The following is a 24,867-nucleotide window of genomic DNA, read 5'->3' on the forward strand; positions in this document are numbered from 1 at the left end:
TGGGATAAGGGTACCATTTATCCCAACAAGACTCCACTAAGGGTTCAAGCTGATGTTACGAAGTTTAGTTTGAAAATATGTTTTCTGAGCTCTCTGAACCTTAACAGGTTCTAAGGTTCGCGCAGTAAATCATATTTTCTTGGGTGCAGATCGGATTGGGGGGTGAAAGGGAAAAATTTTTGTTGCTTAATTGCCAATGTCAGGCTAATTTTTTATATTTATTCATGAGCGCTATCAAAAAACAAAACTCTAAATTTTATAAGCTAGGCTTGTTTTATTATAACCCCGATGATCCTTCATTGTATGTGGAGAAGAGAATAGGTATTGGTCAAGATTTCAATTGGGCACACAGGAAATCATATTTGCTTTTTGTTTTTATCATCTTATTTCCTGTACTTGTCATAATTATTCCTCTTTATATTTTTGGATATATTTGATAAACAGGGTTCAAGCTGATGTCAATAAGTTTAGTTTGAAAATATGTTTTCTGAGCTCTCTGAACCTTAACAGGTTCTAAGGTTCGCACAGTAAATCATATTTTCTTGGGTGCAGACCGGATTGGGAGGTGAAGGGGAAAAAATTTGTTGCTGCCGACCAAAATTTTGATTCTATAAATAAAAATGCCCTTGAATTTGTTCAAGGGCATTTTTGATATAATTTTTAATTCGATTATTTTGTAGTCTTAGGCAAGCCGACCTTATTAATAAACGCTTTTGCTTGTTCTACTTTTTTTACAACGTAGGGGTCGTTAGCGTGACTTCTATTGCCTTCTAGTGTAGCGATAGTTCCATCACTACCTTGGCTTGCTGTGGTTTTCCTTATAGTAGCCATAAGCTGCTTTTTTTTATCTATTAGTTCAAATATAAGATAATTACTTTCCTAATCAGGGTTCAAGCTGATGTTAGTTTAGTTTGAAAATATGTTTTCTGAGCTCTCTGAACCTTAACAGGTTCTAAGGTTCGCACAGTAAATCATATTTTCTTGGGTGCAGACCGGATGGGAGGTATATTTCTTATGAAGCTATAAGGATTTAATGAGCTTTAAGGGAAGTTTTGTGGACTTTGCAATAATATCTAAACTAATTCCATTTTGTTTAAAATTCCTTGCTATTTCTTTCTTTTCTTCAAGAGCTTTGGTTCTTTCTTCCATCTTTGCGTCCCGTATTGCCTGCATTCTTAGTACTTCTATGACGCCTACCGGTTCTCTATCGTTTGTTCCTTCCATGATTGTTTCTAATTGCTCATCAAATTTACGATTAATATCTTGATCTTTAATAAATATGAAATTTTTAATAAACAGAATGAAGCTCCTTACTCTGTCTGGATCATAATTCTGGGTGAGTAATGCTTTTACAATATCCAGTCTTTGGGTATTAAGGTCGTCTTCTGGAATTTTACCTTCTAATAATGCTTTTTGGCAAGCCAGTGCAATCAATGCAAATGGATTCTTGTTTTTGAGGAGTGCGCTCTGATGATGATCAAAAACGTGATAGCTGGTGTATCTGAATGAAAGCACTGTTCCTAATAGCTCATCTCGATAGTTGGTTTGTCTTTTTTGATTTTTATCGCCGGTAAAGACAGCAATAGTAGCTACAGAGACATTATATTTATCTCTAATCCTGTAATTGTATTGTAATAGGCGGTATGCAAACTGAGTGTCGTCACCACCCTCGATTTCTACATTGAGGAGGATCCACTTCTCAGTGCCATTTTTTAAGTAAACTCTCGCCAAAAGGTCTGCCACGCGTTTATCTCTTTTCCTTTCTCTATTAGGGATTATGGAAAAGAGTTCCTTGTCAAGAAATTCTATGCCTTTGTCAAAATCTAATACTTTCTGGGCATCTGGGTAGACGAAGCGGAGAAAATCTAGAAAGTTGTCTTGGAAGGCTCCTTTTAAAAGCTCGTCACTTTTTTTTCTTGGTTTTTTGCCGTTTTTCTGCTCTGGCGAGTTAGTTCGTTTTTCTGCTGCTCTCATTTATGCTAATGTAGATGCGATATTTCTAAATAAAAAACAAATACAAAAAAAATAGAAAAAATATTTATTATGGAGAATTGTTTGTTGAATTTGGATTTTCAGCTCTCGTTTATTATTACGCAGTTTAGTTAGGGTGCAGACCGGGGAATGGATCGAATTTCTATAATATTTTCTAGTGCCATATTTTTATTTTAAATAGACTGCAAAATATTGATTTACAGATTTTTATGAAATTTTTTATTTGGAAAAACTATCGTTACACTTGAAGTCATTTTTAAAAAATCAAGTGTAAATTATGAGTAATACGAAGTATGTTGATCCACTTCTTGATCTGTCCTTTAAGAGAATTTTCAGTGTCGACCAAAACCGGGACTTGCTGATTGCCTTCTTAAATGAAGTTTTCAAGGGGAGAAAGCGGATTGTAGATCTTACCTACAATAATGCTAGAAGATTTTTCTTCTTCTAACATTTACATGAATTCTCCATATTAGGTAGTTCTTGTTAACCACCAATCTGTGCCTGGTAAAATACTTCCCTAGTCAGTTTCCTGATGATAGTTATGTAGTTAATAAACACCCTTCTGAATTTGGGGAAGTTTTTTTATGTTCCAGAAAAATAGACGCTAAATACCGGAAAATAACGGCGTCTGTGATTTTTCTATTGCTCAACTTTGCTGATATAATTAATCTATCTGTGGATATTAAAATTAAATCTGATGATCTCAAAAAGAATTATTGTTCTCTTATTACTCCTGGCTGCGTCGCTCCAATTTGCCGAAGGTGATTTTAAACCTGTTTGTATCCATGATCCCGACAATTACCAATGGGCAATTCGGGTGGATTCTTGTGCTAAGCCGCTTACTTCTGTACCAGCTTAGCTTTAAATAAGGGCAAAACCTAAATTTAACATCTGTTTTAGTAAAGCCGGCTTAAAGAAAGTTGGCTTTGCTATAAAATCCCATCTGCTGGGCGATTATACCCGGATTTTCTTCCGGGTTTTCTCTATGTCTATCGCATTTTTTACGCAAAATTTTGCTTTAAACTATAGTTGTTGAATAATATTTTTTGTTATGTGAAAAAATAGTAACCATATATTCGTTTTAATTATTTACTATTGCCAAAAGTTTTTGCTACTTTTAAACTAACCCTATCTGTGCGTTTATGAAGTAACCGGCTTTGCCATAGCAATATGTAACGATGAGGATGTACAATAAACTTTCTGATGTTGAATTAACTGCTTTGCTTAAGGAGGGGGATAAAGCTGCGTTTAATGAGATTTATAGCCGTTATAACGCGTTGCTGTATGTTTATGCTTTTCGGATTACCAATGGAGAGGAGAATGATGCGAAGGATATGGTACAGGAGCTGTTTATTTCACTTTGGGAAAAAAGAGAAACTGTTGTCTTTTCATCTTCCTTATCGCCGTATCTGTATACGGCGGTTCGGTATAAGTTTTTGAAGCTGGTTGCTCACCGTAAGGTAAGAACGGAATATGCTGAGGATTTTTTAAACGTTATGCAGGAAGGTATTGCGGCTACGGATCTTTATATTCTGGATAAGGAACTGATGGCAGAGGTAGAGCAGCATGTAAATGCACTTCCGGAAAAGATGGCCCGTATTTTCAGGATGAGCAGATTTGAATTTAAATCTACAGAAGAAATTGCTGCTGAAATGAATCTGTCGGAAAAGACGGTTCGGAACCTAATGAGTAATGCGGTTAAGACCCTAAGGCTAAAGGTTGGCTTGAGTTTGATCGTGGTATTTTGGTTGTATTGAAAAATCTAACCCGTATGAGGCAGTTTTTTCTAGCTTATCAAATTTATGCGACAGTGTCGCATAAATTAGGTTGGGTACATTTTGTTCTAATTTTAAACTTTTAAATACTTTAGTCTGCAAATCGCATAAGCTCGATATAAATGAAAAATATATTAAAAATAAACCCTCAAGATATTAATGAAGTAATGTGCTTAATTAAAGAGGTTATTTCTGAGATGAAAAATAATGAAATAGATCAGTGGGACGACGTTTATCCAAATTATAAGGTCTTATTCGATGATATACATGCAGAAGCAATGTTTGGGGTTTTTGAAGACCTGGAATTGGCTGGAATTGTGGTTCTGGATGGGAATCAATCTGCGGAATATTCAAGTGTTGAATGGGAATTAGATCATGAAAGTCCTTTGGTGATGCACAGGTTGTGTGTACGCCCTAAATTTCAACGACGGGGAATTGCAAAAGAATTGCTCAAATTTTCAGAGCAGTTTGCGATTAACAATAGGTATACATCTATAAGGTTAGATGCATTTTCCGGGAACCCTTCTGCTCTCAGTTTGTATGAAAATAATGGTTACAGAAAAAGAGGAATGGTTACATTCAGAAAAGGAGATTTCTATTGTTATGAAAAAGCGCTATGATAAGGGCATGGTTGAATAAACTTACCGCTACTAAAAAGATGTAAATCAGCTGTATTTATAGTTTATATCTTTTGATGATGAGTTTTTATTGTAAATGAGTTGCTTAATGATAATGAAATATACTTTACATAGCATTGTAGGAAGTAGAAAGAGTAGAGGAAGAAAACATTTTACTCTATAAAAAACGAAACCCGCTAGTTTGAATTGCTTCAGGGACTAACGGGAATAAGATAACACAAATATAAATCTAATCTTTTAAAATAACAAGTCTAAATTAATGAGGTATTCGGATTTCGTAACTGTCATGACCAATGCAAGAATGGACCGCTATTTAACCGCTTGTGCAGGAAATACTAGGAAAACTATGACGCTTTACAGAAAAAATTTACAGCTATCCCAAGAACTCTTTACAGTAATAAGCTGTTTTGAAGTAGCATTGCGCAATGCCATTGATAAAAAATGTGTTGCTTTTTTAGGAAATGACTGGCTGAGAAATGGCGCTGTTGCAGGGGGGATTTTTGATAATAACCGTTGCAGATTAACAAAGCAGAATATTAACGAAGCGATTGGAAAACTTCACCACTATACTCATTTTAAATTGGTTGCAGAGCTGGGGTTCGGATTTTGGCGGTATATGTTTGCCCAAAATCAATTTAATGCAACAAGTAGAATTCTTCTGGGTATATTTCCGTCAAAACCAGCTTCTAGCCCGGCAATTCAATACAACAATATTTATATTTTTAATCAATTGGCACATCTCAATGACATTAGGAATAGAATGGCTCATCATGAACCAATATGCTTTCTCCCAGGACAACCTATTAGAAACACTGCCTATGCGAGACAGCATTATAATTTAATATTACAACTTTTTCAATGGATGCAGATAGACGAGGGATCTCTTCTTTACGGATTGGATCATATTTTAACTGTCTGTAGTGAAATTGACGCCTTATAGCAAGTTTACGAATATATTTATCCTGCCGCTAAAAGATGTAAATCAGCTGTATTGAAAAAAAAATAAAAAATCTCGGGATTTTTGTAAAGTTGAACGGACATGTATTTAAAGGGGATTAAATTCTTAAGATATGATGACCAGATCAGAAGCAGAACAACTCATTGCAAAGTATATCGACGGCAACTGCAGTTCGGAAGAAAAGCAATTGGTAGACACTTATTTTCTTAAGTATTTGGATGGTAAGACCAAGCTTCCTTCTCAGTTTGATATTGAGACAGCCAGCCGTGAAATGCGTGGTGCTATCGAAGCTGAAATCGGAAGTTTTTCTGCAAGTAGAGCAACACGCTTATGGTCACGTATCGCTGCGGCAGCAGCTGTTCTTTTGGTTGTTGGCTTGGGCTTGTTGTTTTATAGCCGCTATACTAACACACTTCGTCATCTCGAGGGAAGCGCAGCGACGAGAGACCTGGTTAACGACATCAAACCCGGAGGCAACAAGGCCTACTTGGTTTTATCGAATGGTAAACGCGTATCCCTAACCGATGCGGCTAATGGTGAGCTTGCTAAGGAAGCGGGGGTAGAGATTACAAAAACTGCCGATGGGCAGGTAATATATACCGCGAAGGCCCCTCTCTCCCCACAAGGGGGATCTCTCCCCGAAGGGGCGAGAGGTAGCGATGGGGCTAGCAGCGATGGGGTAAAATATTCGAATGCTCTTAACACAATCGAGACGCCCCGTGGGGGGCAGTATCAGATCCGGCTCCCTGACGGATCCAAAGTATGGCTTAACGCCGCTTCTAAATTGATTTATCCTGTTTCCTTTAATGGGCGTGGGCAGCGGGTAGTTGAACTTAGTGGCGAAGCCTACTTTGAAATATTTAAGAATAAACTCCAACCTTTTGTGGTGAAATCCAAAAATCAGGAGGTTACTGTACTGGGTACACATTTTAATATTAACAGTTATGCCGATGAACCGGGTACTAAAACAACTTTGCTAGAAGGCTCCGTGCAGGTAAGCACCCTGCAACCTCTCGCCCTTTCAGGGAGAGATGCCCACGGGGCAGAGAGGGTTAATGGAAGTGCTGGTAACTCAAACTCCTCTCTCCCCGCAAGGGGGATCTCTCCTCGGGGAGGAGAGAGGTTTGGCCTGGTGCTCAAACCTAATGAACAATCTGTGCTGGTTAATGGTAAAATAGTGGTAAAACAAGTAGATCCTGCGCTTGCTGTGGACTGGAAGAACGGGCAGTTCATTTTTGAAAGTGAACCCTTACCTAGTATCCTTCGCAGGGTGGCGCGGTGGTATAACGTCACCATTATATACACCAGTACCGATAAAAACAACACCACTTTTAGTGGCGTCGTATCACGTGCCGATAACGTATCCAGCGTGTTAAGAATGCTGCAAAAAACCAGTAAAATAAAATTCACGATAGATGGCAATACTGTGAAAGTAGAATAGAATCATCAAATCCGGGCCTAACCAGCCCTTAAATAACCATATCAACTAATATTAACCGACAAAAAAAATGAAAAAGATTAAAGGCAAAGGAAGTTAATACGACCAGGTTTAGAAGATAAAAAGCCATGAAGGGATTCGAGCACCTCCATGGCAGTGTATCTGAGTTAACCCAAAAAACAAATTCTGAGATCATTTAACGTATTAACCCAAACAACACGAAAGTATGAATTTTACTGCTTTTAACCTAGGCATGCCGCGCTTGTGGTTGCCGCCAAAACTATTATTAATTATGAAACTGATCATAATTATCATGACCACCTGCCTGCTGCAGGTTAGTGCCGCCACTTTTGCGCAGAAGTTTACTTATGCGAAGAAGGATGCGACCTATGGCCTGGTCTTTAAAGAGATCATCAAACAGACAGGATATAAGATCTTGTATTCCGACCAGATCCTGGATAAAACCAAAACCATCAATGTAGATTTCAAAGGAGCAGAATTGAAAGAAGTGATGGAAACCCTATTGAAAAATCAACCCCTAAGCTATGAAATAGATGAAACAACCATACTTATAAAAGAGAAGGAACCTACCTTTCTGGGCCGCCTGGCTAAGCGCTGGGCTAGCATTGACGCTAATGGGCGTGTGGTGGATTCGGAGAATCGTCCGCTCCCCGGCGCGAGTGTGAAGGTAAAGAAAACAGGGAAGGGCGTGAGTACAGATAAGGATGGAAGGTTTTTTCTGAGAGGTGTAGAAGAAGGTGCTGTGCTGGTGGTGAGTTTTATTGGCTATTTGCCAAAGGAAGTAAGTGCTTCGGCGAATATGGGGAATGTGGTGCTGGAGCAGAGTTTGTCGAAGCTGGATGAAGTTCAAGTCATTGCTTATGGAACGACTACTCAGAGGCTGAGTACGGGAAATGTGACGACGATTAAGGCAGATGTGATTGAAAAGCAACCAGTGAATAATCCGTTGCTGGCTTTGCAGGGTAGAGTACCGGGATTGTTTATTGAGCAGGCTACTGGGTTTGCAGGGACGGGGGTGAAGGTAAGGATACAGGGACAGAATAGTATTTTTAATGGAAATGATCCTTTGTATGTGATTGATGGGGTTCCTTTTATATCGCAGCTATTACCAGGAGGTAATTCAATTGTTGGAGGATCAGGTGGTTCGGGAGACACTGGTTCATCAGTAGGAAATCCATTAAGTTTTATTAATCCCTCTGATATTGAAAGTATCGATGTATTGAAAGATGCGGATGCCACAGCGATTTATGGTTCAAGGGCGGCTAATGGGGCGATACTCATTACTACCAAAAAAGGAAACGCAGGAGATACCAAAGTGAATATGAACCTTCAATCGGGCTGGGCAAGGGTACCGCGGAAGCTGAATCTGATGAATTCAGAGCAATACCTTGAAATGAGAAGGGAAGCATTGAAAAATGATGGTATTGGTGCCCCTGATCCGGGTCCATATGTAGATAGTGATGTCAATGGCAACTGGGATACCTCCCGTTATACGGACTGGCAAAAAGAACTGATTGGAGGAACGGCGATATTTCAAGATTTTAATGCATCAGTTTCAGGAGGGAATGATCGAACTGTATTTTTAGTAAGTGCAGGTCATCATCGAGAAACTAGTGTTTTTCCGGGTGATTATGCTGATAACAAAACATCAATACATTTTAATATAAATAATACGTCTGCCAATCAAAGATTTAAAATTGGGTTTTCTGGGAATTATTTATTTGACAACAATCAATTACCAAATCTAGATCTAACTAGTTATGCTATGCAATTAGCTCCTATTGCACCAGTATTATATGGGCCTGATGGCAGCATAAATTGGGCACCCGACCAATCAGAAAGGAGCACGTTCATTGCAAATCCAATAGGATATATGTTCAATAGCTTTTTGAATAAAACAAGTAATTTGATAAGCAACTTAAATTTGAGTTATGAAATTGTACCGGGTCTGGAAATCAAGAGTGTTTTTGGTTACAACAGTCTAAGATCTAATGGAAATAATAAATATTTTCTTCAATCTCGTCCACCAGAAACCCTTTCTTACAGCCGTAGAAGTACCATTTTTACAAATAATGATATCAATTCATGGTCTATTGAACCCCAATTGACATATAATAGAAATATCGGTAAGGGGAAATTAGAAGTTCTTTTGGGTACAACCATTTCTAAAAAAACCAGTCTAGGATCTGGAATATCAGCGTTTGGTTTTAGCAATGACCTTGTAATGGACGATATACTCTCTGCTACGACTGTAAGTGCAAATTCTTCAATCAATTCCACTTATAAGTACAATGCTATATTTAGTTGTATTAACTATAACTGGCAAGATAAATATATACTAAATTTAACAGGGCGAAGAGATGGAAGTTCGCGTTTTGGGCCCAAAACCCAGTTTCATAATTTTGCAGCTTTGGGCGGTGCCTGGATCTTTTCCAATGAATTCCTAACTAAAGATCATTTGAGTCTTTTAAGTTTTGGAAAGATTAAAGCAAGTTATGGCGTAACTGGTAGCGATCAAATCCCCGATTATAGATTTTTGAGTTTATATGATCCTGTTCAGCAAGATATAGCTTATCAAGGAGTGGTAACTTATCAACCAAATCGTTTAACCAATCCATATCTGGAATGGGAAGAAACAAGAAAACTGCAGTTTGGGTTAGATCTGGGATTTCTAAAAGACAGAATTCTACTTAATGCTAATTATTATGTAAATCATTCTTCCAATCAGTTAAGTGGTTACGCTCTTCCAATTACAAGTGGTTTTTATACAATTGCAAAAAACTTAACAGATAAGATAACGAACTCAGGATGGGATTTCACAATTACAAGTATTAATCTACAAGATAAAGGTCTTAAGTGGACAAGTAGCATCAATTTCACGAAATTTAAATCAGTATTAAATTATTCCCCAGACCAAAGATTTTCGTCAACTAAAGTAATTGGACAGCCAGTAAGTGCATTGTATGTCTATCATTTTTTAGGTGTGGATCCTGTAGCTGGAATTTATCAATTTGAGGATAGGAACGGAAAACCGACGACCACACCGGACAATGTCCTAGATAAAACGATTCTAATTGATCTCGCACCTAGGTTTTATGGGGGCTTTTCGAACTCATTCTTCTATAAAGGCTTTCAAGTAGATTTTTTATTCTCTTTTGTCAAACAGATCGCCCAAAATCAGGGATTTGGAACTAACCTGACTCCAGGTGCGGGTAAAGGAGGCGGAAACCAGTTAGCATCTTTGATGGATAGATGGCAAAGTCCTGGAGATGTATCTTCAATACAAAGATTTACAACAAATAGATCTGATGTATCCCAAGCTTTGGGAAGAGTGTATGAAAGTGATGCAGCTTGGACCGATGCCTCTTATGTACGCTTAAAGAATGTATCCCTTTCTTGGCAGTTACCTGAGGGATGGAGTAAAAGTGCCCGCTTACAAAATTGTAACATATTTATACAGGGCCAAAATTTGTGGACTCTTACTAATTATCAAGGACTAGATCCTGAAACTAAAAGCTCAACTACGCTACCACCTTTAAGAGTAATTACTATAGGTTTAAAAGTTGGTTTATAATTTTTTTTAATCTAAAAAAACAAAAAATGAATCCTAGAATAATTTCCGTTTCGACTTTAATACTTTCCATACTTGTCTTTGGCAGTTGTAAAAAACTCGTTGAGGTCGGTGGCCCAACAACAAGCCTCAACTCAAAGAATGTCTATAATAACGATGCGACGGCTATTGGTGCAATAACTTCTTTATACGTAAATTTAAGTAATGGCAATCCTGTATATCCCCAATCGCTTTCTGGTCTGTCTTGTATTACAGGCCTATCTGCAGATGAATTTGATTATTATTCAGAGGCTGGGAATCAAGCTTTAGCAGTATATTATCAAAATGGTCTTAACTCATCAAATGTAAATAATGATTTTTGGGGCGCTGCCTACCAAGATTTGTATGTTGTAAATGAGGCTTTAGAGGGGCTTGATTCGTCTGCAGGACTGAGTCCTGCAGTAAAACAACATTTGCTGGGGGAGGCTTATTTTATGCGTGCCTTCTATTATTTCTACTTGGTGAATTTATATGGTGATGTACCTATAGTATTAAGTACAGATTATACGATTAATGCGGTGATTAAGAGATCTGCCAAAGCTTTAGTATATGATCGGATTGTAGCGGATTTGAAAGCAGCACAAACCTTGTTGGGTAATGGGTATTTGAAAGGAGATGGGATCACAGAATATTCCCCCGGATCTGAAGAACGGGTAAGGCCAAACAAATGGGCCGCAACTGCTCTTCTAGCAAGAACTTATCTTTTTATGGGGAGATGGGCAGATGCCGAAGTAGCAGCCACAATGATTTTGTCAAATCACACATCTTTTCAATTGGAAGCCTTAGAAAATGTATTTTTAAAAAATAACCGTGAAGCGATATGGCAATTGCAACCTACTGGAATTGGTTTTAATACACAGGAGGCTCAGACGTTTATAATCCCGGTAGAAGGACCTTCTAGTTATAATCCTGTTAGTCTAAGCAATGAACTGATTAACGATTTTGAGACCGGAGATCAACGGAAAAACAGTTGGGTAGGCAGTGTTAATGCGAATGGCACAACTTACTATTATCCATATAAATATAAGATTAAGTCATCATCACTAACAGATGCTCCAGTTACGGAATATAGTACTGTAATTCGTCTTGCTGAATTATTTTTGATCCGGGCTGAGTCCAGGGCCATGCTAGGTAATGTAGCCGACGCGATTTCTGATATCGATCGGATCAGGAACAGGGCGGGATTACTATTGATTAAAGATGTTAATCCAACTGTCAACAAGGAGGATTTGATCAACCTTATTATGAGGGAAAGACGGGTTGAATTTTTTACGGAATGGGGACATCGCTGGTTAGATCTGAAGCGGACTAACAAAGTAGATGAAGTAATGGTTAAAGTTACACCTAAGAAAGGCAATGGAGCAGCGTGGAGAAGTTCTCAGCAGTATTACCCGATTTCGTCTTACGAATTACAGAGCAATCCAAATTTGACGCAAACGCCAGGATATTAAGATCAAGAACGATGAGAATTTTTTCAACGATGATGATGGTTTTCTGCGCGAACTTCTTATTTGCACAGAAACCTGTAATAGATTCCATTACTTATAAAGAATGGTCTTCCTTAGGAGAACCCACAATTTGCAAGAATGGAAAGTATGTATTCTACAATATTAATAATATACCAATAGGAAGTAAAACCCTGGTGGTTCAATCCACGGATGGCAAATGGAAAAAGGAATTTAGAGGAGGACTGAAGGATTTTGAAAGTAAATTTAGTGATAGATATTTCTTGTTTATCAACAAGAATGATAGTCTGGGCATACTTACGCTCGGAACCAGTCAAGTTAGTTATATTCCAAATACCCGTTGGTGCAATCTTCGCGAGATCAAAGGAGTGGAATATCTGTGGTATCCCTCTGCTAGCGGTCCGATGAACTTTGTATTAAAGAACTTGAAAACTAGAGAAGATAAATCTTTTATTAATGTGGATAGCTGGAATTTTGATAAGGATGTCTTAATTTTATTCAAATCTGTACGGGGCAATGATCAGAAACGATCTATCAATATCACAGATATAAATACCGATAGAAGTTCTAAAATATGGGAAGGCTACAAACCAGAAAACTTAATTTTGGATGTTAAGCATAGACAATTGGCATTTAGGACAGGAGATTCAGTTTGGTATTATAAATTTGGGTCTGATAGCCCTGTTTTCATCTCTGGTAAAAACTTGTCAGGTATCGAGCCTGGGCTTACTTTAGGTTATCTTGATTCTTTTAGTGAAGATGGGAGGTTTATATTCACCTCCTTGATCGGAAAAGGAAAGATCCTAAAACAAAAAAATGGAGTTGTAGAAATCTGGAGTTATACGGATACACAATTGCAAACAGAGCAGGAAAGAGCAACTATTGATCAAAAATATCTTGCGATAATTGATGTCGAGAATCATCTTTTGATACGTTTACAGCAGCAAGATAGAGAATTGTTTCAATTTTCGAAATCTGAGAATGCTAAATTAGCTTTAGTGCAAAATTCAACGTCTGGAGGTCCATTGAGTTTTTTTGCAGGTAAACTGACATGGAGTTTGGTCTCCATGGAAAGCGGAAGAAAAAAAACGTTAGATTTTTTGGATAATGTTGGGGAGCTCTTGGTCAAACTATCTCCATGTGGAAAGTACATTTTATACTTTGATAAAATAAAGCAGGATTATTTTAGCTATGAAATAACAACCGGAATCATTAGAAACTTGACGAAAGGGCTAATGGTTTCGTGGATTGATCTTGATCAAGACGATAGACCTGGTTGGGATAAGGAACGTGCTAGAGGGATTGTATCCCGTCTAGTATGGCTGAAAAATGATCAATCTGTGTTAGTCTATGATCGTTATGATATCTGGAAACTAGACCCTTTGAATATAGAAAAGGCTGTTAATATTACAAATGGTTACGGCAAGAAGAACCAAATCATTTTCAATTATACAATCGGTTCAAATTCCGAAAGCATAGTGGATGAAAAAGGAAAGGTATATCTAACTGCATTTAATAATGAAAATAAATACAATGGTTTTTTTGAAAAGCAATTGGATAAAGCGGGAGATCCTGAGCTTTTACATATGGGATCATATTTATATGAAACAAATAATTCGAGAGTATTTGTTGGTAGTGATTTCTCTCCTATTAAAGCGAAAAATGTGGAGATGTACATTGTTAGGCGAATGAGTGCGACTGATGCTCCAAATTATTTTAGTACAAGGAATTTTAGAAATTTTACCAGGTTAAGTGATTTACAGCCTCAGAAGAAATACAATTGGTATACTACAGAATTACATAATTGGAAGTCACTTGATGGGAGAAGACTTCAAGGTATTTTATATAAACCAGAGAATTTTGATCCTAATAGCAAGTACCCAGTTATTTTTTATTACTATGAACGTAAATCAGTTGGTCTAAATGCATATATGAAACCAGAAGTTCTATGTGGGGGTTGTGCAATTGATATTCCCACTTATGTAAGTCGTGGATATTTGGTGTTTACCCCAGATATTTACTATAAGATTGGTGACCCGATGCAGGGTACTTATGACGCGATAGTTTCTGCCGCTAATTATGTTTCGACCTTGTCATTTGTGGATGCCAAAAAATTAGGGTTACAAGGATGTAGTTTTGGGGGAGCTCAAACTAACTATTTAGTAACTCATACGAATCTTTTTGCTGCTGCCCAAAGCTCTTCTGGACTTGCTGATTTTGTAAGTAGCTATGGAAGTCTGACTGAAGCAGGAATGGGATCTAGTGAACAAATTCTTCATGAGCAAGGTCAAATCAGACTGGGGGCTAGTCTTTGGGAAAAACCAGAAGTTTATATTAAAAACTCATCAATTTTTCAAGTGGATAAGGTAACAACTCCCTTATTATTAATGCACACTAAAAAAGATAGTGTTTGTCCTTATCCAAATATAATGGAATTTTTTAACGGACTGAGAAGAATGGGAAAGAGGGTCTGGATGTTGGTGTATTCTGAAGGTAATCACGGTGTTGACGGAAAAGAAGCCGAGGATTTTAGTGTACGAATGATGCAGTTCTTTGATCACTATTTAAAAGATAAGCCTGCTCCACTCTGGATGTTAGATGGCGTAAGTGCTAGTAACAGAAGCTGGAAAGCCGGTTTGGAATTAGATACCAAAGGAAGAACTCCTGGTCCTAGTTTACTAACCGCTGAAGAACGGCAAAAAGTGGAAGCTATGATGAATAGAAAACCTATAACTATCACAATGAAATAAATAATTAGGTAAGGAAAACTAAAACAATAATACATGGAAAAATTACTAGTAGGTTTGGCTTTTTTAAGTCTGACAAGCCTGGCTTTTGCTCAAAAAAAAACTGATTATTCAGCGGTGCCTTCCCAGGTAAAGGAAGCTAAAGTAAAGGGAAACATCAAACTTGCTGACTCTCTGGCACAAGATTATATTAATAATCACCTTTTCAAATTGAAAAGAGAGGAGTTATTTATTAAGGAGAACTTATCCTTTATTGGCGAATTCTTAGGTGATAGCAACAGTAAAGCTTTTAAGCTTTTTATGAAAGAACCTGAAAAGATAAATTCTGTCTTAGGGGATTACCAAGCCCAAAATAAGGTTATGGATTTTATTAATAAACAATACTTACCTCAAGGAGATTTTGAAAAAATGGACAGACCAGATTGGGATACTTTAGAAAAGAAGGTTTCGGCCAAATTTGGCGCTCTAGGTCAGGAAATTGTATGGGGGCAAAGAATGATTTATCATTTGTTAGTGAAAGATAACTGGTCGAGCTTTGCTAAATATTATGTACTGTACTTTCAACAAGGGTTAAAACATCCTAGATATCAAATTAATAATTTATCATGGTATGGAGTTTTTGAACATGTAGATGACCCTAAAGTGCTTGAGTTTTCAATCCAGGTGATGAAATATACTTTGGAGAAGTATAACCAAAATGATGTTGCGTGTTATGATACCTATGCCAACTTACTTTATAAAGCGGGATATAAAGAAAAGGCTATAGAATGGGAAGAAAAAGCCATAAAACTCTCCAATAATAACAAAGAGCTCGTAGAAACATTAGAGAAAATGCAAAAAAACGAGATAACGTGGCCTGAAACTGTCGTTAATCCATAAATGATGAATAGTATGAAGCTGAAATCATTCACAGTAAGCATTGCCTTATGGACAATGATACTCGGTTCTTGCAAAAAGCAAGATATTAGATTAACTCCTTTAGCGAGTATTCAGATCATTAATGCAGTTGTTGGAGGCAGTGAACTGCAGTTTGGAACCAATAAGGCAACCATTCCAAATAATGCGTATGCTGCTTATGGTGTTTTAACTGGAAGCCAGGTGTTGAAATTATCATCAACTGTTACTCCCGATTTGGTCTACTATAACCAGACGAAGAATTTTGTAAACGGCGAAGTTTACTCGTTGTTCCTTACCGGAACACCTACGTCAGTAGAAACTGTGTTTTTTAAGGAAGGGAACATTCCTTTCCACACGAATAATGTCTTTGGTGCAAGGGTGATCAACTTGGTTAAGGATGGTGTTCCGATCAGTGTAAACCTGCAAGGCAGAGCAAACGGCTCCTTTATTGATAACCTGGGATATAAAGCTATATCCGCATTTAAAGACGTTTCTTCTACAGCTTCTGAAGGAGATAAGGTTCTTGAATTCAGAAATGCAACTACAGGTGATTTAATTACTTCGTTTACAGTGCCGAGTTGGAATATACCGAGGTTCAGGAACATTACCCTCGTATTTGCTGGTACTGCAGGTGCGGAGATTATATTCAGGGCTACTAATTATTGATATTAAAACAATGCAATATGAATTTTAAAACAAAAACTGTGATAGTAGAAGTGATTTCCGCTCTTTTTATCCTATTGTTTATTTATGCGTCATTGAGTAAAGTGCTTGATTTTGAAAAATTTATGGTGGAACTGGGTAAGTCACCTATACTAAGCTCTCTTGCCGATCTTATGGCAATTACAGTGCCTGCTCTTGAATTGATTATTACAGGTTTATTGTTTATCAAACGATCTCAAATGATAGCACTATATTCTTCCTTTTGTTTAATGGTGATGTTTACAGCTTACATCGTAGGGATATTAAACTTTAGCCCTTATGTACCTTGTTCATGTGGAGGCTTACTACAATACATGAGCTGGAATCAGCATCTTGTTTTTAATGTAATATTTGTATTGCTGGCTGGAATAGCAATTTTGATTTATCCAATTAATATAAAGGACTTATCTGCAGTAAGAGGGAAAGCCGAAACCCTTTAATCGTAGGCAATTTAATCTAACCAAAATAACATGAATTTAAGAAGTATTTTTTTTAGTGGGGTTGTATTACTCGCCCTTACAGCAGCATTTGGGTTTAAATCCAAAACAGTGGATCCGGGACCAGTATCAATATATCTTGGTGGCGTATGTACAAATATGCCATTTCCAACAAACGAGCCGAATTGTTCTGAAACTGGTACCGGTCCACAATGTACTGCGACGGCTTCTAGGTATCTTGTGTATAAGTTTGAGGCAACTACTACACCGACTTGTTCGGTTGCGTTAAGAACACCATTTTAATTTACCTCAACTAAGTCCGGATATTCTCCGGGCTTAGTTTAATTATTTCTTTAAATGATTTATAAAAGGCTATTGTCAATTGGAGTATGCTTTGTTGCCAGTGTGATCGTCATCCTCATACTATTTGTTTCCTCAGATTACCTGAGGAATCGTTCTAATAGTTTCGTACGACTTTTACCACCGCATAAAATCATACCAGGACCTATTTTGGATTTGAAAAAATCTGACTATTATTTTGCTGGATCTAATAAGGATAAAATCTACTTGGGTAATTTCTTTATCCCTGATTCAATATTAGATATCAAATCAGATATGAAAGATTCTGTAAGATTGCAACTTCACTTTTCAAAACAGGCATCCTTACTGAAAGGATCTTTTTCCATCGTAGAGGACTCCTCTGTATTTGTTTTGGACGGGAACCAGCCCGCATTGTTTAGCGGCAGTTTATTTAATGGTAATGAACTTAACATATCTCATCCTCCCTTTTTCAATAAGGCGGTACACATTGATAAGCAGTCCTTCGTATTCAGGGTTGTTATGAGGGGCAACAATGTGCTTGTAAAGTATAGATCAGATTCCACGGGCTTTAAGGCGGGAAACACGATATTAAAAAAACAGGTGGACGGCATTTTTTGTACAGATGGCAATCTTGTGAAAACGCCTGATTCGAAACACCTGTTTTATATCTACTATTACAGGAATCAATTTCTGTGCAGTGATACAAACCTGAGATTGACCTATGCTGGAAAAACTATTGATACGAATACCCAGGCTAAAATAAAGGTTTCCTATATTAGATCTTCAAACCAAGCTACTTTATCATCACCACCGATTTATGTAAATAAACAAACTGCGGCTAATAATAAATTCTTGTTTATTGTTTCAGGATTAAAAGCTGATAATGAAAAATATAGTTTATTAGGTGATTTTTCCATCATTGATGTTTATGCTGTTTCAAATGGAAAATATCAGTTTAGCTTCTATCTGCCAAATTTCAATGGAAAGAAACTTGCCGATTTTAGGGTAGATGAACAATCACTATATGCACTCTATGATCACTACCTCTACAAATACCAATTGAACTTTTAGAACGAATTATTTATGAAACTCAAAATATTAACTCTAATGCTCTTTTTAATGGTAGGGTATACTGCGGTAGCACAACAAGTGCTGCCGCTTTACCCGGACACTATTCCAGGAAGTACGGTCAAACTATCCAAAGAAGAAGAACCGACTTTGACCCTATATCTACCAATCAAAGAAAAAGCGACAGGAACAGCGGTCCTGGTGATCCCCGGAGGAGCCTATGGCTTCATTGCCTTTGAAGAAGAAGGCATCGCTATAGGCAAAGCTTTTGCTGAAAAAGGAATCGCCGCCTTTGTACTCAAATACCGATTGCCGAAAAAGGAGACTATGCGGGACAAAAGCTATGGACCATTAATGGATGCGCAGCAAGCTATGAAGGTGATCCGGTCTAATGCGGTGAACTGGAATCTTAATCCTGCTAAGGTCGGTGTAATTGGGTATAGTGCAGGAGGACATTTGGCAAGTACTTTGGGTACTCATTTTTCCAAGAGCTATATTCCGAACAAAGAAAGTATCAGCCTCCGGCCAGACTTTATAATCCTGGTTTATCCGGTGATCAGTATGAATGATCTGCTCACCCATATGGGTTCTAAGATTAACTTATTGGGCATGGAGCCTTCGAAGGAAAAGGTGGATTTGTTCTCTAATGAACTTCAGGTAACTAAGGAAACTCCTCCAACGTATTTGACCCAATGTGGTGATGACAGTATCGTAGATGTGAACAACAGCATTGTATTTTACCAGGCATTACAGAAGAACAAGGTAGATGCGGAACTGCATTTGTTTCCGAAAGGGAATCATGGGTTTACGCAGCGATTGCCTGTGAGTGAGTGGCTAGATCCGATGCTGGGGTTTATGAAGAGGGAAGGGTTTTGAAAAAGCCTCTATCCGGCACTCCGTGCCACCTTTCTCCACATGTGGAGAAAGGGCAAGTGAGTGTAGCGAGTGTGAAAGGTAGGGCGTTATAAAGGTTAGGCGTCATACTATCCCCCTTTGGAGGGGGCAGGGGGAGGCCTAACATTGAGATTTATAATATTCCTCCCCCAACCCCCTCCAAAGGGGGACAGCGAGGTGGTTATAGCATAACATATAAATTATGAAAAACAAACAAGGATTAAAATACAACATACAACTCTTCGTTGAGCTCCTGGATGATCTGGAAAACCACTCTCTTGACATTCCTGCTGCGGTGAATGCCAGAGTTGAACTTGCTTACCGAGGCTTATCTGGTTATCTCTTTGAGCTGATCTTATCTCAGGAAGAAGACCTGGAGTATAAACAATCGGTCATTAAAAAGTTTATTTCGTCCTTGCTGTTCAGAACCTTCGCCTTACTTAAAGAATATGGTCCAGTGCCTGAGAAATCCGGTATGGAGTTGAATGTACACCAGTCTGTTCTGTTGCAAATCAAAGCGGGTTTACATCGCATATTGCAATTTATTAATTACCAGCCTTTAGAAGAAATCTCCCTGGAGCTGAATCTGGTATGCCGTAAAATTTTAAAACGCAGTTTATGAAAGAAAATTTTATCCCCGAAGAATTGGTCAAAGCTTTCCTTGATCATGTGGATGGGAAACCATTTACGCTACCAGAGGTTGCAGTGGCTTTAGATATAGATGAGGAAATAGCGGTGAGTATCCTGATCTATTTGATCGAGAATAAGCTCCTTGATGTGACTTGTACCTGGGTGCCTAAGGGGTGAAAATATGTTTTATGATCTAGCTGAATCTTACAGATTCTGAGGCTTGATCATGAAATCATATTTTCTTGGGTGCAGACCGGGGAGGGTTCAGAGTTTGGGTTATACTTCCTCTTCTTAATTCTCCTCCAATTGAGACAGCGAGATGTCTAGCCAATACACAATACATAAAAAAAACTCAGAATGATGATTTATATAGATAAAATGGACGTATATCCGCTTACAGGTGCGCAAAGATATTTTCTTTGTCCGGAGCCTGTAGATAACCGGAAAAGCTTTGATGGTTTAAGTGCTATTGTATTAAAGCAAAGTAAGCAAGCTCCGAAATTCGGTGATGCTTTCATTTTTTATATTAAAGGTAAGCTTCATATCAAAGTGTTGTTCTGGACTGAAACGGGACTAACGATTCATGAACTTCCCGGAGAGAGAGGCGAAAGATTGAGGTGTAAGCTGAGAATAGCGCAAATAGATGGGAAGATTCAATGACGTAGGGACGTATGCTAACAAAAACGAAATCATCTACTAAAGGATTTAGGCTGGTAGACTCAGGCTATTACACGCCAGACTTTCAGCGGTTAAGGGTATTGCAGTCTTTGATTGAAAAGGATTTTAGACTCAACCGGGATATTTCTGTGTATGCGGTTAAAATGGATACCAGCATCCATGCTTTGAACAGATTTGCGAAGGCTTATTTGGGTAGGTCTGTGTATGAGTTGCTGCAGGACAGGATTTACCGGGAGGCTTTGTATTTGTTGCAGTATACGAAGCATACTATAAAAGAGATTTCGGAGTTGCTGGGGTTTAGCGATTTGCCATATTTCAGCAGGTGGTTTAAACAGAGGAATGGCCAGACTGCGAAGGTTTATAGAAAGGGGTTTAAGACGTGAATTTACAGGGTGCAAAAGGGGAAGTGGGAAAATATGTTTTCTGATCGCGCTGAACCTTCTAGGTTCTAAGGCTTGATCATGAAATCATATTTTCTTGGGTGCAGACCGGTGAGGGTTCATAATAATTCTCTTCTCTGCCCTGTGGGCCTCTCTCCGTCATTCCATGACACCTCTCTCCACAGGTGGAGAAAGGGCAAGTGCGATAGACCACCCCGCCCGTTGGGCACCCCTCCTGAAGGGCCAAGAGGAGAAGTAGCTAGTGTACTATAACGAGTGTGCTAGGTAAGGCGCCATAAAGGTTATGCTCCCTGCAACCTCTCGCCCTTTTTAAAGGGAGAGATGGGCGCAGCCCAGAGAGGGATTAAGATAAAACAGGAATCAACCAGGGTACAATTTGTACCTCAGTTGAAGTGATACGGGTGGCAAAATAAATTAGTGCAAACTACCTGGCCTAAATGAAAGTGTTACAATTTGTAACGCTTTGAAAATATGGGTTGCAAAATTGAACTGTCGACAATTTGTCGATAGTTCAAATTGAAAGTTCAGGATGAAATTTCTTTCTCACAAACAATTATTAAAAAACGTAACAAACGCTATTTATAAAAAACATTAAACTATGAACAAAACCATTGGCGAAGCCATCGATTACTTGATACAGCAAAAGGGGCAGTATAGAAAAGACATTGCAGAGGTGCTTAAAATAAGTGGAGGCACTTTAACTGACATCATCCGCAATGAAAAGGAACTGAGCTTTTTAATGGGGATGCGTTTGCTGGAGCATTTTGAACTGTCTGTTGATGAGTTTTTGAGATTGTTAAGTAAAGAAGAGATAGGTAGAAAGGCACTGTCTAGTATTAAGTTTTTTGAAAAGAAGAAACGAAAGGAGAAGAGGTTGGAGGAAACTAACACACCATAAAGGTAAGGCGCCATATTGTCCCCATTGAGGGGGCTGGGGGTGGATAGCGGGATGTCTAGCCTGCAAGATGTACAAAAAATTACTGCCGCTTACCAGCGGTTTTTAAAGCTTCGTTAAAATCAAAAAAATGCTTAGAAATGGAATTATTTGGAAATAATTCTTGAATTTCTAAGCGATAGTTCTTTGACATATTTTAATACTATTATGAGAGCTGCTTAACGGTGGGGTTTGTAAGAAGTGAGCGCATCTGAATGATGGCGATTTCATTTAATCGCTCTAAGCGTTCTATTTGAGAAAGTCCTTGTTTAATAAATACAGCGTTTATGCTCTCTAAATTGGATAGAACAACCAGTTGTTCTATTGTGGCAATGTCTCGTATATTACCTTTGTTTGATGAATGACTATCTCTCCATTGTTTAGCTGTCTGGCCAAACATGGCTACATTTAATAAATCGGCTTCATCAGCGTAGATATGGTTCTTTTGCTGTTTGTTAATTGTTAAAGGAATGAGCGTTTCTTTTATTGCATCGGTATGTATTTTGTAATTAATTTTGGCCAATGTGCGTTGGAGATTCCAGTTCAGATTTTTGTTGCTGTTTTCTTCATCTTTTAGGCGTTGGAATTCTTTGATAAGATAAAGCTTAAATTCAGGACTAATCCAACTTGCAAATTCAAAGGCTATATCCTTGTGAGCAAAGGTTCCACCATATCTTCCTGCTTTTGCAATGAGCCCAATAGCATTGGTTCTTTCTATCCATCTTTTTGGGGTTAAAGAAAAACTATTTGTACCGGAGATCATTTTAATTCCATCGAATTCGATGGAATTAAAATTTGAGTTATGAAGTAATTCCCATAGGCCTACAAAATCAATAGTGCTGCGGTTTCTTAACCAGTTTTGTATGATATAGTCTGTTCTTTCTCTGTCTTTATAAAAGGCTATACTACTTAAAGAGATATAGTCTAACTGATCTTTTTGTAAAATGGAAACGTCTATTCCCTTAACTGGAATGCTTTGTTTTTGTTCTTTCATAATAGTATTAAAATAAATTATTGTTTTATAATTAAAAATAATACTAATTAATTGATTTATTAATGTCTAACCAAATATAAATTTTATGATTAAAACTAGTGACCTGGTCCAGTACTTCTGGACTCATGCTAATCTCATTACCAGTAAAGAGGGTGTTGAGGCCGCGCTTCATGGTGATCAACTTATTGAGGTGAGTGTGATGCTTCGCAATCATGAGGAAAATGAGGTGCGGCTTCAGCTGAGATGTGCTTTTAATTCGCCATTAAGGTTTATTGAGGCATTCAACCTTCAATATCCTGAGGATGTTAAAAAGATCAGCATGGAAAACCTGATGCTGCTGTATAAAAACGGAAAGGCGGAACTGAGTGTAACGGAGTTCTAAAGTATGGAGGGGGCTATGGCTTGTCCGAAGACCAGGGTGTTTCCGTCGGGATCATCTACCGCGAAATCCCGCATTCCGTAAACACGGTCTCCGAGGGTTACGGATATGATGGCTCCGTTGGCTGTTAGACGTTGGTAGTAGTCGTCTACATGGTCTATGTCTATGCAGAGGTGTGCGCTTCCTACGGGTTTTTTTCGGCCGGGGTTTCCAGATCCGTTGATGTGAATGAAGACTTCGTCAATGAACAGGCCTGCATATTCTCCGAACTCGAAATCAAAAGTGAAACCGAGGATCTTGGTGTAATAATCCAGGGAATTACGAAAATCGCTGACATGGATCACTGTGGCTGAACTGAATGCTTTCATAAGTCTTGGTTTTGATCTATTTATCAATGACGAACGTTTTAATATAAAATTATAAAAAATTCAAAAAAAACTTAAATCTGTTAAATTAATGAAACTCAAAAAATCTGAACGGGAACTGATGGAAATCTGTCCTATGAACCCTAATACGCTGGCTAAATTGCTTGAAATCCTTAAAAAGGTGAGAGATCTGGGTGAGCCCTTTGACAATTACCTGAAAGATGTCATGGTGGCCAAGCGTTGCCTGGAAACTCATGTGATCCATAAAGAAGGAGACATCACCGAAAGTGCCTACTTTATCGCCAGGGGTTTTATCATTGTGTATTACTTTACTGAAGCGGGTGTTCTGCGGGTGGTTAAGATTATTGGACCTGGCTGGATTGCTGCGGGACAGGGTTTTCTGAGTCATAAGAAATCAATATATAACCTGATGATTTTAAAAGACAGCCTGGTTTTGGAAATTACTTATGAGCAAATGCAAAGGGGTTATGTGGAAGTACCTGGCATGCAGGAATTGGCTATGGTGACCAAGGAAGATCTTTACGATGAGGATTTATTGGTGGTTGAAATGCTGGGTAAAACGGGTGAACAAAGGGTGATTGATTTTTATACCAAATTTCCAATGTTGCTGAAGCTGCCGAGGTTGATTCAGGATCAGTATATAGCGAGTCATCTTTATCTTTCTATTGATCATTTTCAGCATATCCGTTCTGCTTTGCTGAAAAATAAAATTTTACCTGTGAAACCATCATGAGCAAACGCTTACAAATAGCAATGAACCGAGCTTGCGAGCTCTTGAACACAAAAATCAATAGACACTAGTGAAAAATATGCTCATGATAGCTTCATCTCCATTAAAAAACAAAATTATATACTGATGAAAAAAAGCGGATAAATCCCGCGATTTAACGGCTGATGTTTTTTTGAGGTGATTTATCTTTGGATATATCAAAATTAAAGCACTCTGTTATGAATATTACGCATCTCGGTTTCCCATTTATATTTCGAATTAAAGTAAACACTGCTGCCGTTCTTGGCTTGGTTAGCCCTGGCTTTGGTGTTGTCGGTTAATACCCGCGGGTGCCAGTTTTTCTGGTACCCGCTTGTTTCTTCTTGAATATTCTTCGCGGTACGTAACGCGGGTAGAGTATATAAATCATCTATTTTTTTACATTAAAATTCATTAACATGAAAAAATCGTTTAAAGCGGCTTTAATGGTCGTGCTGTGTGCTGGCGGGTTGACCGCGGCTTTTGCTTTTAACAAAGCAGCGTCTGGTAAAAAGGCGGGTTTAATTGCTTACACGTACAATTTGGGTACGTCTGCTGGTGCGAGGAATGCGGCCAACTGGACGCTGGCTACGGGTTCTACGCCGAGTTGTGGTGCTGCGGGTTCGGTGCCGTGTAAGGTTGTGTTTGATTCGTCGGTGTATCCTACGTTGCAGGATTACATCAGTGATCAGGGGTTTAGTAGTGATGCTGAAGTGGCTTATGGGCCGGGTGTAGTGAGTAAGCAATAACCTT

Annotated in this window: 26 protein-coding genes; 23 read left to right on the forward strand and 3 right to left on the reverse strand. The window is 38.2% G+C overall.

Annotated elements, in window-relative coordinates:
* Positions 1 to 224 precede the first annotated feature (224 nt).
* A complete protein-coding gene (locus R2S08_RS28920; protein WP_410479542.1) occupies positions 225 to 437 on the forward strand; it encodes a DUF5808 domain-containing protein in 213 nt (70 codons plus the stop codon).
* Positions 438 to 1,020: 583 nt separating this feature from the next.
* On the opposite strand, the gene R2S08_RS27565 is transcribed toward R2S08_RS28920, so the two are convergent.
* Positions 1,021 to 1,974: a hypothetical protein gene (locus R2S08_RS27565; RefSeq protein ID WP_316838123.1), complete on the reverse strand. Its 954-nt coding sequence runs from the start codon at positions 1,972 to 1,974 to the stop codon at positions 1,021 to 1,023.
* A 295-nt stretch (positions 1,975 to 2,269) separates the two neighbouring features.
* On the opposite strand from R2S08_RS27565, the gene R2S08_RS27570 reads away from it, so the two are divergent.
* From R2S08_RS27570 to R2S08_RS27660, 19 genes are all read left to right on the forward strand, one after another.
* Complete coding sequence (locus R2S08_RS27570; RefSeq protein WP_316838124.1) at positions 2,270 to 2,440, forward strand: PD-(D/E)XK nuclease family transposase; 171 nt, start codon at positions 2,270 to 2,272, stop codon at positions 2,438 to 2,440.
* A gap of 249 nt (positions 2,441 to 2,689) precedes the next feature.
* A complete protein-coding gene (locus tag R2S08_RS27575) occupies positions 2,690 to 2,851 on the forward strand; it encodes a hypothetical protein (RefSeq protein ID WP_316838125.1) in 162 nt (53 codons plus the stop codon).
* A 325-nt stretch (positions 2,852 to 3,176) separates the two neighbouring features.
* Positions 3,177 to 3,749 carry an RNA polymerase sigma-70 factor gene (locus R2S08_RS27580; protein WP_316838126.1) on the forward strand — a complete coding sequence of 191 codons (573 nt, stop codon included), beginning with the start codon at positions 3,177 to 3,179 and terminating at the stop codon, positions 3,747 to 3,749.
* A 140-nt stretch (positions 3,750 to 3,889) separates the two neighbouring features.
* A complete protein-coding gene (locus tag R2S08_RS27585; protein ID WP_316838127.1) occupies positions 3,890 to 4,387 on the forward strand; it encodes a GNAT family N-acetyltransferase in 498 nt (165 codons plus the stop codon).
* A gap of 277 nt (positions 4,388 to 4,664) precedes the next feature.
* Positions 4,665 to 5,345 carry an Abi family protein gene (locus R2S08_RS27590; protein WP_410479543.1) on the forward strand — a complete coding sequence of 227 codons (681 nt, stop codon included), beginning with the start codon at positions 4,665 to 4,667 and terminating at the stop codon, positions 5,343 to 5,345.
* Positions 5,346 to 5,475: 130 nt separating this feature from the next.
* Positions 5,476 to 6,804, forward strand: coding sequence for a FecR family protein (locus tag R2S08_RS27595; protein ID WP_316838128.1), 1,329 nt, complete (start codon positions 5,476 to 5,478; stop codon positions 6,802 to 6,804).
* 289 nt (positions 6,805 to 7,093) lie between these two features.
* On the forward strand, positions 7,094 to 10,396 hold the full coding sequence (locus tag R2S08_RS27600; protein WP_316838129.1) for a SusC/RagA family TonB-linked outer membrane protein: 3,303 nt from the start codon (positions 7,094 to 7,096) through the stop codon (positions 10,394 to 10,396).
* Between the two features lie 26 nt (positions 10,397 to 10,422).
* Complete coding sequence (locus R2S08_RS27605) at positions 10,423 to 11,883, forward strand: RagB/SusD family nutrient uptake outer membrane protein (RefSeq protein ID WP_316838130.1); 1,461 nt, start codon at positions 10,423 to 10,425, stop codon at positions 11,881 to 11,883.
* Between the two features lie 11 nt (positions 11,884 to 11,894).
* Positions 11,895 to 14,648: an alpha/beta hydrolase family protein gene (locus tag R2S08_RS27610; RefSeq protein ID WP_316838131.1), complete on the forward strand. Its 2,754-nt coding sequence runs from the start codon at positions 11,895 to 11,897 to the stop codon at positions 14,646 to 14,648.
* A gap of 33 nt (positions 14,649 to 14,681) precedes the next feature.
* A complete protein-coding gene (locus R2S08_RS27615; RefSeq protein ID WP_316838132.1) occupies positions 14,682 to 15,524 on the forward strand; it encodes a hypothetical protein in 843 nt (280 codons plus the stop codon).
* Between the two features lie 12 nt (positions 15,525 to 15,536).
* On the forward strand, positions 15,537 to 16,208 hold the full coding sequence (locus R2S08_RS27620; RefSeq protein WP_316838133.1) for a hypothetical protein: 672 nt from the start codon (positions 15,537 to 15,539) through the stop codon (positions 16,206 to 16,208).
* A 17-nt stretch (positions 16,209 to 16,225) separates the two neighbouring features.
* On the forward strand, positions 16,226 to 16,684 hold the full coding sequence (locus R2S08_RS27625) for a MauE/DoxX family redox-associated membrane protein (RefSeq protein ID WP_316838134.1): 459 nt from the start codon (positions 16,226 to 16,228) through the stop codon (positions 16,682 to 16,684).
* Positions 16,685 to 17,296: 612 nt separating this feature from the next.
* Positions 17,297 to 18,073, forward strand: coding sequence for a hypothetical protein (locus tag R2S08_RS27630; RefSeq protein WP_316838135.1), 777 nt, complete (start codon positions 17,297 to 17,299; stop codon positions 18,071 to 18,073).
* 12 nt (positions 18,074 to 18,085) lie between these two features.
* On the forward strand, positions 18,086 to 18,946 hold the full coding sequence (locus R2S08_RS27635) for an alpha/beta hydrolase (RefSeq protein ID WP_316838136.1): 861 nt from the start codon (positions 18,086 to 18,088) through the stop codon (positions 18,944 to 18,946).
* Between the two features lie 220 nt (positions 18,947 to 19,166).
* Positions 19,167 to 19,586: a hypothetical protein gene (locus R2S08_RS27640; RefSeq protein WP_316838137.1), complete on the forward strand. Its 420-nt coding sequence runs from the start codon at positions 19,167 to 19,169 to the stop codon at positions 19,584 to 19,586.
* A complete protein-coding gene (locus tag R2S08_RS27645) occupies positions 19,583 to 19,771 on the forward strand; it encodes a hypothetical protein (protein ID WP_133784335.1) in 189 nt (62 codons plus the stop codon). Before R2S08_RS27640 ends, R2S08_RS27645 begins: the two co-directional genes overlap by 4 nt.
* A gap of 180 nt (positions 19,772 to 19,951) precedes the next feature.
* Positions 19,952 to 20,254, forward strand: coding sequence for an IS66 family insertion sequence element accessory protein TnpB (gene tnpB, locus R2S08_RS27650; RefSeq protein WP_316838138.1), 303 nt, complete (start codon positions 19,952 to 19,954; stop codon positions 20,252 to 20,254).
* 11 nt (positions 20,255 to 20,265) lie between these two features.
* Positions 20,266 to 20,655, forward strand: a complete 390-nt coding sequence (locus R2S08_RS27655; RefSeq protein ID WP_316838139.1) for an AraC family transcriptional regulator — start codon at positions 20,266 to 20,268, stop codon at positions 20,653 to 20,655.
* A 616-nt stretch (positions 20,656 to 21,271) separates the two neighbouring features.
* Complete coding sequence (locus tag R2S08_RS27660) at positions 21,272 to 21,571, forward strand: hypothetical protein (RefSeq protein WP_316838140.1); 300 nt, start codon at positions 21,272 to 21,274, stop codon at positions 21,569 to 21,571.
* Between the two features lie 202 nt (positions 21,572 to 21,773).
* Here the strand turns inward: R2S08_RS27660 and R2S08_RS27665 are convergent, their stop codons facing one another.
* Positions 21,774 to 22,601, reverse strand: a complete 828-nt coding sequence (locus R2S08_RS27665) for a KilA-N domain-containing protein (RefSeq protein WP_316838141.1) — start codon at positions 22,599 to 22,601, stop codon at positions 21,774 to 21,776.
* 85 nt (positions 22,602 to 22,686) lie between these two features.
* Between R2S08_RS27665 and R2S08_RS27670 the strand changes: the two genes are divergently transcribed.
* Positions 22,687 to 22,983 carry a hypothetical protein gene (locus R2S08_RS27670; protein WP_316838142.1) on the forward strand — a complete coding sequence of 99 codons (297 nt, stop codon included), beginning with the start codon at positions 22,687 to 22,689 and terminating at the stop codon, positions 22,981 to 22,983.
* Here R2S08_RS27670 and R2S08_RS27675 read toward each other — a convergent pair.
* Positions 22,980 to 23,348 carry a VOC family protein gene (locus R2S08_RS27675; RefSeq protein WP_316838143.1) on the reverse strand — a complete coding sequence of 123 codons (369 nt, stop codon included), beginning with the start codon at positions 23,346 to 23,348 and terminating at the stop codon, positions 22,980 to 22,982. The two genes, R2S08_RS27670 and R2S08_RS27675, sit on opposite strands and share 4 nt — an antisense overlap.
* An 88-nt stretch (positions 23,349 to 23,436) precedes the next feature.
* Here R2S08_RS27675 and R2S08_RS27680 point away from each other — a divergent pair, with 88 nt between their 5' ends.
* Complete coding sequence (locus tag R2S08_RS27680) at positions 23,437 to 24,099, forward strand: Crp/Fnr family transcriptional regulator (RefSeq protein WP_316838144.1); 663 nt, start codon at positions 23,437 to 23,439, stop codon at positions 24,097 to 24,099.
* Between the two features lie 434 nt (positions 24,100 to 24,533).
* Positions 24,534 to 24,863: a hypothetical protein gene (locus R2S08_RS27685; RefSeq protein WP_316838145.1), complete on the forward strand. Its 330-nt coding sequence runs from the start codon at positions 24,534 to 24,536 to the stop codon at positions 24,861 to 24,863.
* Positions 24,864 to 24,867: the final 4 nt, after the last annotated feature.

Origin of the sequence: Pedobacter nutrimenti, assembly GCF_032678445.1 — a bacterium.
Lineage (GTDB): Bacteria > Bacteroidota > Bacteroidia > Sphingobacteriales > Sphingobacteriaceae > Pedobacter > Pedobacter nutrimenti_A.

What these genes read in the sequence shown, in the direction of transcription:
- R2S08_RS27655 (WP_316838139.1), top strand. Translation starts at nt 20,266, where the DNA reads ATGCTAACAAAAACGAAATCATCTACTAAAGGATTTAGGCTGGTAGAC.
- R2S08_RS27585 (WP_316838127.1), top strand. Translation starts at nt 3,890, where the DNA reads ATGAAAAATATATTAAAAATAAACCCTCAAGATATTAATGAAGTAATG.
- R2S08_RS27675 (WP_316838143.1), bottom strand. Translation starts at nt 23,348, where the DNA reads ATGAAAGCATTCAGTTCAGCCACAGTGATCCATGTCAGCGATTTTCGT.
- R2S08_RS27625 (WP_316838134.1), top strand. Translation starts at nt 16,226, where the DNA reads ATGAATTTTAAAACAAAAACTGTGATAGTAGAAGTGATTTCCGCTCTT.
- R2S08_RS27595 (WP_316838128.1), top strand. Translation starts at nt 5,476, where the DNA reads ATGATGACCAGATCAGAAGCAGAACAACTCATTGCAAAGTATATCGAC.
- R2S08_RS27680 (WP_316838144.1), top strand. Translation starts at nt 23,437, where the DNA reads ATGAAACTCAAAAAATCTGAACGGGAACTGATGGAAATCTGTCCTATG.
- R2S08_RS27685 (WP_316838145.1), top strand. Translation starts at nt 24,534, where the DNA reads ATGAAAAAATCGTTTAAAGCGGCTTTAATGGTCGTGCTGTGTGCTGGC.
- R2S08_RS27645 (WP_133784335.1), top strand. Translation starts at nt 19,583, where the DNA reads ATGAAAGAAAATTTTATCCCCGAAGAATTGGTCAAAGCTTTCCTTGAT.
- R2S08_RS28920 (WP_410479542.1), top strand. Translation starts at nt 225, where the DNA reads ATGAGCGCTATCAAAAAACAAAACTCTAAATTTTATAAGCTAGGCTTG.
- R2S08_RS27570 (WP_316838124.1), top strand. Translation starts at nt 2,270, where the DNA reads ATGAGTAATACGAAGTATGTTGATCCACTTCTTGATCTGTCCTTTAAG.
- R2S08_RS27580 (WP_316838126.1), top strand. Translation starts at nt 3,177, where the DNA reads ATGTACAATAAACTTTCTGATGTTGAATTAACTGCTTTGCTTAAGGAG.
- R2S08_RS27565 (WP_316838123.1), bottom strand. Translation starts at nt 1,974, where the DNA reads ATGAGAGCAGCAGAAAAACGAACTAACTCGCCAGAGCAGAAAAACGGC.
- R2S08_RS27590 (WP_410479543.1), top strand. Translation starts at nt 4,665, where the DNA reads ATGAGGTATTCGGATTTCGTAACTGTCATGACCAATGCAAGAATGGAC.
- R2S08_RS27635 (WP_316838136.1), top strand. Translation starts at nt 18,086, where the DNA reads ATGAAACTCAAAATATTAACTCTAATGCTCTTTTTAATGGTAGGGTAT.
- R2S08_RS27670 (WP_316838142.1), top strand. Translation starts at nt 22,687, where the DNA reads ATGATTAAAACTAGTGACCTGGTCCAGTACTTCTGGACTCATGCTAAT.
- R2S08_RS27575 (WP_316838125.1), top strand. Translation starts at nt 2,690, where the DNA reads ATGATCTCAAAAAGAATTATTGTTCTCTTATTACTCCTGGCTGCGTCG.
- tnpB (WP_316838138.1), top strand. Translation starts at nt 19,952, where the DNA reads ATGATGATTTATATAGATAAAATGGACGTATATCCGCTTACAGGTGCG.
- R2S08_RS27620 (WP_316838133.1), top strand. Translation starts at nt 15,537, where the DNA reads ATGAAGCTGAAATCATTCACAGTAAGCATTGCCTTATGGACAATGATA.
- R2S08_RS27630 (WP_316838135.1), top strand. Translation starts at nt 17,297, where the DNA reads ATGAAAGATTCTGTAAGATTGCAACTTCACTTTTCAAAACAGGCATCC.
- R2S08_RS27640 (WP_316838137.1), top strand. Translation starts at nt 19,167, where the DNA reads ATGAAAAACAAACAAGGATTAAAATACAACATACAACTCTTCGTTGAG.
- R2S08_RS27600 (WP_316838129.1), top strand. Translation starts at nt 7,094, where the DNA reads ATGAAACTGATCATAATTATCATGACCACCTGCCTGCTGCAGGTTAGT.
- R2S08_RS27665 (WP_316838141.1), bottom strand. Translation starts at nt 22,601, where the DNA reads ATGAAAGAACAAAAACAAAGCATTCCAGTTAAGGGAATAGACGTTTCC.
- R2S08_RS27615 (WP_316838132.1), top strand. Translation starts at nt 14,682, where the DNA reads ATGGAAAAATTACTAGTAGGTTTGGCTTTTTTAAGTCTGACAAGCCTG.
- R2S08_RS27610 (WP_316838131.1), top strand. Translation starts at nt 11,895, where the DNA reads ATGAGAATTTTTTCAACGATGATGATGGTTTTCTGCGCGAACTTCTTA.
- R2S08_RS27605 (WP_316838130.1), top strand. Translation starts at nt 10,423, where the DNA reads ATGAATCCTAGAATAATTTCCGTTTCGACTTTAATACTTTCCATACTT.
- R2S08_RS27660 (WP_316838140.1), top strand. Translation starts at nt 21,272, where the DNA reads ATGAACAAAACCATTGGCGAAGCCATCGATTACTTGATACAGCAAAAG.